We start from the raw sequence: 10,535 nt of genomic DNA, 5'->3' as shown, positions 1-10,535 counted from the left end.
GCCTTTCCCCGTGTACCCGGGAACCGGGCTCGCAGGTGGCTCGGGTCAATGGGCCGACGTGCTCGGTTCCCTGGGCCGGAGGAGCCCCGCGTGACCCGGACCGGTCAGGTCCGTGTCCCACGGGCTCCCCCGGGGCCGAGGCAGGGGTGTCAGCCTTGGGCCTTGGGGTCTTGGGTGGTCTTCTTGTCGAGCCGCGACGCGTCGGACGCCTTGCGGGCGCCCGGGACGGACGAGACGGTGCCCGGCTCCTCGGGATAGTGGCAGGCCGTCAGGTGGCCGTCACGGCTGCCGCTGATCTGCACCAGCGGCGGCGTCTCGCTCGCGCACTTGTCCGTCGCCTTCCAGCAGCGGGTGCGGAAGCGGCAGCCCGACGGCGGATTGACCGGGGACGGCACATCGCCGGTGAGCAGGATGCGCTCGCGGGCCGGGGCGTCGTCGGCGGTGGCCTCGGGTACGGCGGAGAGCAGGGCCCTGGTGTACGGGTGGCGCGGGTTGCCGTACAGGTCGTCGCGGTCGGCGATCTCCACGATCCGGCCCAGGTACATGACGGCGACGCGCTGCGAGAAGTGACGCACGATCGCCAGGTCGTGGGCGATGAACAGGAACGCGATGCCCAGTTCCTTCTGCAGCTTCTGCAGCAGGTTCACCACCTGGGCCTGGATCGACACGTCCAGCGCCGAGACGGGCTCGTCGGCCACGATCAGCTTCGGCTCCAGGGCCAGTGCGCGGGCCACCCCGATGCGCTGGCGCTGACCGCCGGAGAACTCGTGCGGGAAGCGGTTGTAGTGCTCCGGGTTGAGGCCGACGATCTCCAGGAGCTCCCGGACGCGTGCCTCCCGGCCGCCGGCCGGATTGACGTCGTTGATGTCCATCGGAGCCGTGATGATCTTGCCGACCGTCTGGCGCGGGTTCAGCGACGCGTACGGGTCCTGGAAGATCATCTGGATCTCGGAGCGGATCGGCGCCAGCTCCCTGCGCGAGGCATGGCTGATGTCCTGCCCGCGGTAGGTGATCCGGCCCGCGGTCGGCTCCAGGAGCCGGGTGATGAGCCGGCCCGTCGTCGACTTGCCGCAGCCGGACTCGCCGACCAGGCCGAGGCTCTCTCCCGGGGCGACCGTGAAGTCCAGCCCGTCCACGGCCTGGACCGCGCCGACCGTCCGCCGGATCGGGAAGCCGCCCTTGATCGGGAAGTGCTTGGTCAGCCCGGAGACGTCAAGGAGGGGATCGGTGCTGCTCATGGTAGGGAAGTCCCGTCTCTTGTACGTCAGTTGGGCCGGGTGCCGGCGAAGTCGGCGAAGAACTCGGTGCGCTGCTCCGCGGTCAGGTGGCAGGCGGATCCGCGCCCGCCCGACAGGTCCAGCAGCGGCAGCTCGGTCGCACACCGAGTGCCGCCGACCTGCTCGGTGAAGGAGCACCGAGGGTGGAAGCAGCAGCCCGAGGGCGGGTTGAGGAGGCTCGGCGGGGTGCCGGGGATCGGCGACAGCGGTACGTCCACCGGCCCGTCCAGGGTCGGCATCGACCCCAGCAGGCCCCAGGTGTAGGGATGCTGGGGCGCTCGCAGCACTTCCTTCTTCGTGCCGCGCTCCACACAACGGCCGCCGTACATCACCAGCACGTCGTCCGCGATGTCGGCGATGACACCGAGGTCGTGGGTGATGAAGATGATCGAGGTACCGGTCTCCTGCTGGAGGTCCTTGAGCAGGTCCATGATCTGGGCCTGCACGGTGACGTCAAGCGCCGTCGTCGGCTCGTCCGCCACCAGCAGTGCGGGGTTGCAGACCAGCGCCATGGCGATCATCGCGCGCTGGCGCATACCGCCGGAGAACTGGTGCGGATAGTCATCGACGCGCAGATTCGGCTGCGGGATGCCCACCTTGGTGAGCATCTCCACGGCCCGCGCACGTGACTCGCGCTTGGAGGCCCCGGTGTGCTTGCGGTACGTCTCACCGATCTGCTTGCCGATGGTGTGGTACGGCGAGAGCGAGGCCAGCGCGTCCTGGAAGATCATGGACATCTTGTTGCCGCGCAGCCGCTCCAGCTCCCGCTCCGAGGCGGCGAGCAGATCCTGCCCGTCGAGCAGGATCTCCCCCTCGATCTCGGTGTGGTCGGGGTCGTGCAGGCCGAGGATGGTCAGGTTGGTGACCGATTTCCCGGAGCCGGACTCGCCGACGATGCCGAGCGTCTTGCCCTGTTCGACATCGAAGGACAGCCCGTCGACGGCCTTGACCATGCCGTCTTCGGTGGAGAAGTGCACGCGCAGATCGCGCACGGAGAGGAAGGGGGTGCTCACTGGATCTCTCCCTAGGCGAGGCGGACGCGTGGGTCGATGAGGGCGTAGACGGCGTCCACGACGATGTTGAGGAGCACGATCGCGACGGCGGCCAGCATCATCACGCCGAGAAGCGTGGGGAGGTCGTTGGTCGACACGGCCTTGACCGCGAGCGTACCGATGCCCTGGAGGCTGAAGACCTTCTCGGTGATGATCGCTCCGCCCAGGAGCACACCGAGGTCGAGACCGAAGATGGTGACGATGGGGCCCATGGCCCCGCGCCAGGCGAATCTGAAGAACACCGTCCGACGGGAGAGGCCCTTGGCGCGGGCCGTGCGGACGTAGTCCTCGCTCATCGATTCCACCAGCTGGGAGCGGGACATACGGGTGTAGTTGGCGGTGAAGATGACGGAGAGCACCAGCCAGGGCAGCAGGAGACCGGAGAACCACGCGCCGGGATTCTCGCTGAACGGCGTGTAGCTGGGCCGGTCCAGCAGATGCAGCTGGTCGGTGAGGAAGTACATCGCGAGCACGCCGACGATGTAGATCTGCATCGAGGAGGCGATCAGCGAGGCGGAGGACGCGATCTTGTCGAGCGGCTTGCCCTGCTTGACGGCCGCGAGCATGCCGGCTCCGACACCGAAGATGACGAAGACGAACGCGCTGCCGACGGAGAGCGAAAGCGTGGTCGGGAAGCGGTCGATGATGGTGCCGAAGACGGGCTCGTGGTTGATGAACGAGTACCCCAGGCACGGGGCCGGGCAGTGCCCGTAGACCCCGTAGTCACGCCCCGTGAAGATCCCCAGCAGCCAGTGCCAGTACTGCACCGGTATCGGGTCGGCGATCCCCAGGTTGTGCCGCACCAGCGCGAGTGTCTCGGGCGTGCAGACCTTGCCGCAGGCCACCCGGGCAGGGTCGCGAGGAGCGGCGTAGAAGAGGTAGAAGACCAGGGCGCTGATGATCAGCAGGATGACCGCGGCGCCGAGAGTACGGCGGAGAAGAAAGCGCAGCATGGCAGTGGGATTTCCTGACGGATGCCGAGGGGGAGGTGGGGCACGGGCGGCTCTCCACCGGAGAGCCGCCCCACCGCTGGGGTCGTTCGTCAGGCCTTGACGTACGTCTTGTAGATGATCGTCGCGGAGAACTGCGGGTCCATCATGGCGCCGCCGACCTTGGAGCCGAAGAGGTAGAAGCGGCGCTGGAAGGTCTCCGGGATGACCGGGACGACCTCGTCCATGATCCGCTTGTCCAGCGCGGCCCAGGCGTCGCCGGCCTTCTTCTGGTCGTCGATGACGACGTTCTTCTTGATGGCCGCGTCGATCCAGTCGACCTTCGTCTGGGAGACGTTGTTCTGGCCGTTGCCGATGTTGGCGCTGTCGAACAGCGGCTGGATCATCGTGTAGGCCGTCGGCCAGTCCGGGGACCAGCCGAACCACATGACGTCGAAGCTGTTGTCGACCTGCTGGATCTGGTCGTAGTACGAGGTCGAGTCGACGGGCTTGATGACCGGCTTGAAGCCCGCGGCCTTGAGCGCGTTCTCGACGACGACGGCCGTCTTGTCGTAGGTGGGGCTCTGCGGGTAGGTGTAGACGATCTTCTGGCCGAGCTTGCCGGCCTTCTTGAGGATCGCCTTGGCCGCCGCGGCGTCACCCTTGGGCGTCTTCAGCTTGCCGTAGAAGTCGAACTCCTTGCGGCCCAGGATGTCGGGGCTGAGGACAGTGGTCGCGTAGTCGCCCGCCGACGATCCGCCGTAGATCTTGCGGATCTGCTCCAGCGGCCAGGCGGTGTTGAGCGCCTTGCGCACCTCGACGTCCGTGACGCGCTTGCAGTTGATCGCGTAGTAGTACGTGCCGGTGAGCAGGCCGTTGAAGGTCCGCTTCTTCAGCTCCGGGTCGGTGAGCACCTTCTGCATGCGCTCGGCCGGCACGGACTTGTAGATGGAGATCATCTGCTGGTCCTTGCCCTGGTCCGCGATGAAGCGGTCCGCGGACTCCAGCGAGGTGGGCCCGAACTCGAACTCGAAGGTGTCCGGGTAGGCGTTGCGGATCGGGTCCGTCGCCGGGTCCCAGTGCTTGTTGCGCGTCAGCGTCATCGACTTGTCGATGGTGCGGTTCTTGACGATGTACGGACCGCAGGAGACGGGCTTCTTGTCGTACTTCTCCTTGGTGTCCAGCTTCACCGGCGTGGCGCTGTAGCAGCTCATGGCCAGGGTGAAGTTGAAGTCCGGACGCGCCTCGGCCAGCTTGAAGGTGATCGTCTTCTTGGCCTTGTCGATGACGAGCGAGTCCAGGTGCTCGCCCTTGTACGGACCGTCATAGCCCTTGCGCCAGTCGCCCTTGCCGGTGAGCGCCTGCTGGACGTAGGCGGCGCCCTCGGTGATGAACGGCGCCCAGGCGCGCTCGATGCCGTGGCGGACGTCCTCGACGGTCAGCTCGCTGCCGTCCTCCCACTTGAGGCCGTCCTTCAGCGTGAAGGTCCAGGTCTTGTTGTCGGCCGACGCCGTGCCGACATCGGTGGCCAGGTCGCCCACGAGGGTCATCCCGCCCTTGTCGTCGACCTTGTAGCCGGTGAGGCCGCGCGCGAACATCGCCGCCCCGCTGGAGTTGAACGCGAAGTAGATGCGCTGCGGGTCGAGGTGGGAGAAGTCGTCCTCGGAGATGCCGTAGATCGTCCCGCCCTTCTTGGCGCCGGCTATCTCGGCCGCGGGGCCCTGCGAGTCCTCCTTGGTGCCGATCTTGACGGTCGCACCGGTGTACTCGGTGGCGCCGGCGTTCGGCGATCCCTTGCCGCCGCCTCCGCCGCTGTCGCCGCTGCTGCACGCGGAGAGGACGAGAGAGCCGCCCGCCGCGACGGAAGTGGCGATGACGAAGTTTCTGCGGGAGAGAGACATGGCAACCTGCCCTGGTCGGTGAAAAGGGACGAATGATCCGGCGGAGCCCCGTCGCTCCGGTCCGGGGGCGGAACTTTCAGCGCTTGGTCTTCGGGTCGAGAGCGTCACGGACCGAGTCGCCGAGGAGGTTGAAGGCGAGCACGAAGACCACCATCGTCACCCCCGGGAAGAGCATGAAGGTGATGTCGTCCTGGTAGACGTCGGCGCCCCGCTGGAGCAGCACGCCCCAGTCGGGTGTCTTCGCGGTCAGCCCGACACCGAGGAACGCGAGTCCGGCTTCGGCGGTCACGAACATGGGAAGAGCGAGGGTCGCCTGGATGAGGATCGGCGTCCACAGGTTGGGCAGCAGTTCCTTGAAGATGATCCGGGCGGGCGAGGCTCCGGTCACCCTGGCCGCCTCGACGAACTCCCGTTCACGCAGGGCGAGTACCTCGCCGCGCAGCAGGCGGGCGATGGACGCCCAGCCGAACGCCGTCATCACCAGGATGAGGCTCGTGACGGTGAGCCAGACGGGCGTGGCTTCCTCGGGGGAGACCAGGATCGAGATGAGTACCGGCCAGAACGCGATGAAGAACAGCGTCGAGGGGAAGGCCAGCAGGATGTCGATGACCCGGCCGATGAAGTAGTCGGTCTTCCCGCCCAGGTACCCGGCGGTCACGCCGATCACGATGCCGAGGACGGTCACCAGGAGGGTCGTCACGCCCGCGATGAACAGCGAGTTGCGGATCCCGTAGACGAGGAAGGTGAAGACGTCGCGGCCCAGCTGGGGTTCGACGCCGAACCAGAAGTCGCCGCTGATCCCGCCGTTCGGCTTGATCGGAAAGCCGAAGTCGTTGAGCAGGCCGTCCTGGTTCTGGCCGTACGTCGTGTACGGATCCTTGCCGTAGAGCTTCGAGATCAGTGGTGCGAGGACGGCCACCAGAAGGAAGAAGATGACCACATAGGCCGAAATGACGCCGGACCGGTCGCGCTTGAAGCGCCGCCAGGCGAGTTTGCCCGGAGAGCGCCCGTCGCCACCCTTCAGGGGCGAGAGATCCGGCGGTTGCGGCGTCTTCGCGTCCGCCACCTCAAGAGAGGCTGCTGCGTTCGAGGTTGGAATCGTCATGGTGCTCCTGGCCCGGAGGGTCGAAGGACTCCGCAGGGCACACCTACGGGCTACCCGGACTTTTTCAACGCAATTCATGCAGGGTCAATGAATGTCGGACCGCCTTGAGGTGCTCTTTGGAAGCTTGAACAGGACATGACTTTATATCGACCATGTCTTTACTCTTCATTTGCCTGATCCAGGCCAAATTTCGGGGCGAAATGGTGAAAGTGCGTCATTGTGTTCGTTATCCGGGCGCCAATGTCTCGGAATTCGTGCATCCGGTCGGACGGGTGCCGGGTAGATGCGCGTTCGTTGTGCTGCCGTTATCGCTTCGTCGCTCGTCAGGCCGATTTCGGCTCCGCGAAACGCGTGACGCGTACTCATCAAAAGCGTCCGCTCAGCGCTCCTCCGTCGCATCCGGGCGACCCCTGCCGTGCCCGGATGGCGGGAGTAAATATGCGCAAGTTCCGGTATGAGGTGATATTTGACTTCAAGTGAGACGGAGCACTATGAGGAGGCACTCCATGCGCGGAGCCACACAGGTCAAGTGGGCCGCATGCGCGGTCGCCGTCGCCCTGGCGGCGACCGCCTGCGGCGGCGGGGGCGACAGTGGTGGTGGCGGAGGCGCCGATGGGATCGTGAGCTCCTCGTGGGGTGACCCGCAGAACCCGCTGGAGCCCGCCAACACCAACGAGGTGCAGGGCGGCAAGGTGCTCGACATGGTCTTCCGGGGGCTCAAGCGGTACAACCCCAAGACCGGTGCGGCCGAGGACATGCTGGCGGAGAAGATCGACACCTCCGACTCGAAGACCTTCAAGGTCACCGTGAAGGACGGGTGGACGTTCTCCAACGGCGAGAAGGTCACCGCCAAGTCCTTCGTGGACGCGTGGAACTACGGCGCGAGCCTCAAGAACAACCAGAAGAACGCCTACTTCTTCGGCCAGATCGACGGCTACGACAAGGTGCACCCGGACTCCGGCTCGCAGAGCGCCGCCACGATGACGGGGCTGAAGGTCACCGGTGCCAGGACGTTCACCGTCAAGCTCAGCCAGAAGTTCTCCCTGTGGCCCGAGACGCTGGGCTACGCGGCGTTCGCCCCGCTGCCCAAGATCTTCTTCGACGACCATGCCGCCTATCTGAAGAAGCCGGTCGGCAACGGGCCCTACACCATCAAGTCGTACACCAAGGGTTCGCAGATGTCCCTGCGCAAGTGGGACAAGTACCCCGGCAAGGACAAGGCGCAGAACGGTGGCATCGACCTCAAGGTCTACACCGACAACAACACCGCCTACACCGACCTGGTGGCCGGCAACCTCGACCTGGTGGACGACGTCCCCGCCTCGCAGCTGAAGAACGTGAAGTCGGACCTCGGGGACCGCTACATCAACACCCCGGCCGGCATCATCCAGACCCTGGCCTTCCCGTTCTACGACAAGGGCTGGGACAAGGCGGACAGCGACAAGGTCCGCAAGGGCCTCTCCATGGCCATCAACCGCAAGCAGATCACCGAGACGATCTTCAACAAGACGCGGACCCCCGCCACGGACTGGACCTCCCCGGTGCTGGGCGCGGCGGGCGGCTACCAGGCGGGCTTCTGCGGCAAGCTGTGCGACTACAACCCGGCCGAGGCCAAGAAGATGATCTCGGAGGGCGGCGGAATCCCCGGCGGGCAGGTCAAGATCGGCTACAACGCCGACACGGGCAGTCATAAGGACTGGGTGGACGCGGTCTGCAACAGCATCAACAACGCGCTGGGCAACGACAAGGCGTGCGTGGGCAGTCCGACCGGAACGTTCGCCGACTTCCGGAACAAGATCACCCAGAAGAAGATGACGGGCCCGTTCCGTGCGGGATGGCAGATGGACTACCCGCTCATCCAGAACTTCCTGCAGCCGCTCTACTACACCAACGCCTCGTCCAACGACGGGAAGTGGTCGGACAAGAAGTTCGACAACCTCGTCGACCAGGCCAACGCCGAGTCGGACAAGGCCAAGGCGGTCAAGACCTTCAAGCAGGCCGAGGCCGTGGTCCGGGACACCATGTCGGCCATTCCCCTCTGGTACCAGAACGGCAGCGCCGGCTACTCCACGAACGTCTCGAACGTCGCACTGAACCCCTTCAGCGTGCCGGTCTACAGCGAGATCAAGGTCAAGTGATCCGGTAGCGGCCGTCCCGGCCCGGCACCCCCGCGAGGGCGTGCCGGGCCACGGTGCGTTCCGCCGGTCCCGGGCAGCGGTGCCTTCCATCGGTCCCGGTGTGCCCGTCACGCGTTTGGCCCCTTCCGGCGTACCCATGTTCCCGTGAGGGTGCACAGAAGGTGCTATTTCATGCAAAATGGGATGTTATTTGGTTCACGGCAACAGGGAGGGATCGATGTGCGGAGGGTGACATGGGGCGTTATGTGATCCGTCGTCTGCTCCAGATGATTCCGGTCTTCATCGGGGCCACGCTGCTGCTCTTCCTGATGGTGAACGTGATGGGCGACCCGATCGCGGGCCTGTGCGGCGACCGGCAGTGCGACCCGACGACGGCCGCCCAGCTGCAGAAGGAGTTCGGCCTGGACAAGCCCGTCTGGCAGCAATACCTGACCTACATGGGCAATGTCTTCACCGGCGACTTCGGTACCGCCTTCAACGGCCAGAAGGTCACCGAGCTCATGGCGTCCGCCTATCCGGTCACCCTGCGGCTGACCATCGTCGCGATCCTCTTCGAGATCATCGTGGGCGTGACGCTCGGAGTCATCAGCGGACTCAGGCGGGGCCGTGTCGTGGACAACTCGGTCCTGGTGGCGACGCTCATCGTGATCGCGATCCCCACCTTCGTCACCGGCTACGTCCTCCAGTACCTGCTGGGCGTGAAGTGGTCCGTCATCTCCCCGACGGTGTCATCGGACGCGCCGTTCGACGAACTCATCCTCCCCGGTCTCGTGCTCGCCTCGGTCTCGCTGGCCTATGTCACCCGCCTCACCAGGACGTCGATCGCCGAGAACTCCCGGGCCGACTACGTGCGCACGGCTGTGGCGAAGGGACTGCCCAGGCGTCGCGTGATCGTGCGTCACCTGCTGCGCAATTCGCTGATCCCCGTCGTCACCTTCATCGGTACGGACATCGGGGCGCTGATGGGCGGCGCGATCGTCACCGAGCGCATCTTCAACATCCATGGCGTCGGATACCAGATCTACCAGGGCATCCTCCGGCAGAACACCCAGACCGTGGTCGGCTTCGCCACCATCCTGGTGCTGGTCTTCCTCATCGCCAACCTGGTCGTCGACCTCCTGTACTCCGTACTCGACCCGAGGATCCGTTATGCCTGAACCTCAGCCCGAGCCCCAGAACGCGATTGCCGGGACCGGTGCCGGCGGAGCGGCGGACCTGGCGACGAGCGAGGGCGTCACGCTGGAGGGGACACCGGACGGTCCGGAGGGCGGCGGGGTCCGGGAGCGGGCGGGGAGCCTGTGGGCCGACGCCTGGCGCGACCTGAGGCGCAACCCCGTCTTCATCATCTCGGCCCTGATCATCCTCTTCCTGGTCGTCATCTCGATCTGGCCCTCGCTCATCGCGTCGGGCAATCCGCTCAAGTGCGACCTGTCCAAGGCGCAGCAGGGCTCCCAGCCCGGCCACCCCATGGGATTCAACGCCCAGGGCTGCGACGTCTACACCCGGGTCGTCTACGGCGCCAGGGCGTCCGTCACCGTCGGCGTCTGCGCCACCCTGGGCGTGGCGCTGCTCGGCGGCCTCCTCGGCGGGCTCGCGGGCTTCTTCGGCGGGGCCTGGGACGCCATCCTGTCCCGCGTCACGGACATCTTCTTCGCCATTCCCGTGGTGCTGGGCGGTCTGGTCCTGCTCTCCGTCGTCACCAGCAGCACCGTCTGGCCGGTCATCGGGTTCATGGTGCTGCTCGGCTGGCCGCAGATCTCCAGGATCGCCCGCGGCGCGGTGATCACGGCGAAGCAGCACGACTACGTCCAGGCCGCCCGCGCCCTGGGTGCGTCCAACTCCCGCATGCTGCTGAGGCACGTCGCACCCAACGCCGTGGCGCCCGTCATCGTGGTGGCCACCATCGCGCTGGGTACGTACATCGCGCTGGAGGCGACACTCTCCTACCTCGGCGTCGGTCTGAAGCCCCCCACGGTCAGCTGGGGCATCGACATCTCATCGGCCTCGCAGAACATCCGCAACGCCCCGCACATGCTCCTCTGGCCCGCCGGCGCGCTGGCGGTCACCGTGCTCGCGTTCATCATGCTCGGCGACGCGGTGCGCGACGCCCTCGATCCCAAGCTGCGCTGAGGA

Annotated in this window: 8 protein-coding genes; 3 read left to right on the top strand and 5 right to left on the bottom strand. The window is 66.2% G+C overall.

The window, feature by feature from the left end; translation table 11 throughout:
- Positions 1–149: 149 nt before the first annotated feature.
- The 5 genes from ACFVW8_RS27500 to ACFVW8_RS27480 form a co-directional block, all read right to left on the bottom strand.
- Positions 150–1,238, bottom strand: a complete 1,089-nt coding sequence (locus ACFVW8_RS27500) for an ABC transporter ATP-binding protein (protein WP_389694524.1) — start codon at positions 1,236–1,238, stop codon at positions 150–152.
- Positions 1,239–1,264: 26 nt separating this feature from the next.
- Positions 1,265–2,230 (bottom strand): ABC transporter ATP-binding protein, encoded by a 966-nt coding sequence (locus ACFVW8_RS27495; protein WP_389694532.1) that lies wholly within the window; start codon positions 2,228–2,230, stop codon positions 1,265–1,267.
- A 71-nt stretch (positions 2,231–2,301) separates the two neighbouring features.
- On the bottom strand, positions 2,302–3,282 hold the full coding sequence (locus tag ACFVW8_RS27490; RefSeq protein WP_389694522.1) for an ABC transporter permease: 981 nt from the start codon (positions 3,280–3,282) through the stop codon (positions 2,302–2,304).
- 89 nt (positions 3,283–3,371) lie between these two features.
- A complete protein-coding gene (locus ACFVW8_RS27485; protein WP_389694520.1) occupies positions 3,372–5,159 on the bottom strand; it encodes an ABC transporter substrate-binding protein in 1,788 nt (595 codons plus the stop codon).
- 76 nt (positions 5,160–5,235) lie between these two features.
- Positions 5,236–6,264, bottom strand: coding sequence for an ABC transporter permease (locus tag ACFVW8_RS27480; RefSeq protein WP_389694518.1), 1,029 nt, complete (start codon positions 6,262–6,264; stop codon positions 5,236–5,238).
- A 506-nt stretch (positions 6,265–6,770) separates the two neighbouring features.
- On the opposite strand from ACFVW8_RS27480, the gene ACFVW8_RS27475 reads away from it, so the two are divergent.
- From ACFVW8_RS27475 to ACFVW8_RS27465, 3 genes are all read left to right on the top strand, one after another.
- Positions 6,771–8,402, top strand: a complete 1,632-nt coding sequence (locus tag ACFVW8_RS27475) for an ABC transporter substrate-binding protein (RefSeq protein ID WP_389694516.1) — start codon at positions 6,771–6,773, stop codon at positions 8,400–8,402.
- A gap of 233 nt (positions 8,403–8,635) precedes the next feature.
- On the top strand, positions 8,636–9,559 hold the full coding sequence (locus ACFVW8_RS27470) for an ABC transporter permease (protein ID WP_389694514.1): 924 nt from the start codon (positions 8,636–8,638) through the stop codon (positions 9,557–9,559).
- Positions 9,552–10,532 carry an ABC transporter permease gene (locus tag ACFVW8_RS27465; RefSeq protein ID WP_389694512.1) on the top strand — a complete coding sequence of 327 codons (981 nt, stop codon included), beginning with the start codon at positions 9,552–9,554 and terminating at the stop codon, positions 10,530–10,532. The genes ACFVW8_RS27470 and ACFVW8_RS27465 overlap by 8 nt, the downstream gene beginning before the upstream one ends.
- Positions 10,533–10,535 lie beyond the last annotated feature (3 nt).

Source organism: Streptomyces sp. NPDC058221 (assembly GCF_042882365.1).
Taxonomy (GTDB): domain Bacteria; phylum Actinomycetota; class Actinomycetes; order Streptomycetales; family Streptomycetaceae; genus Streptomyces.
This window is presented reverse-complemented; position numbering and strand designations above follow the sequence as displayed.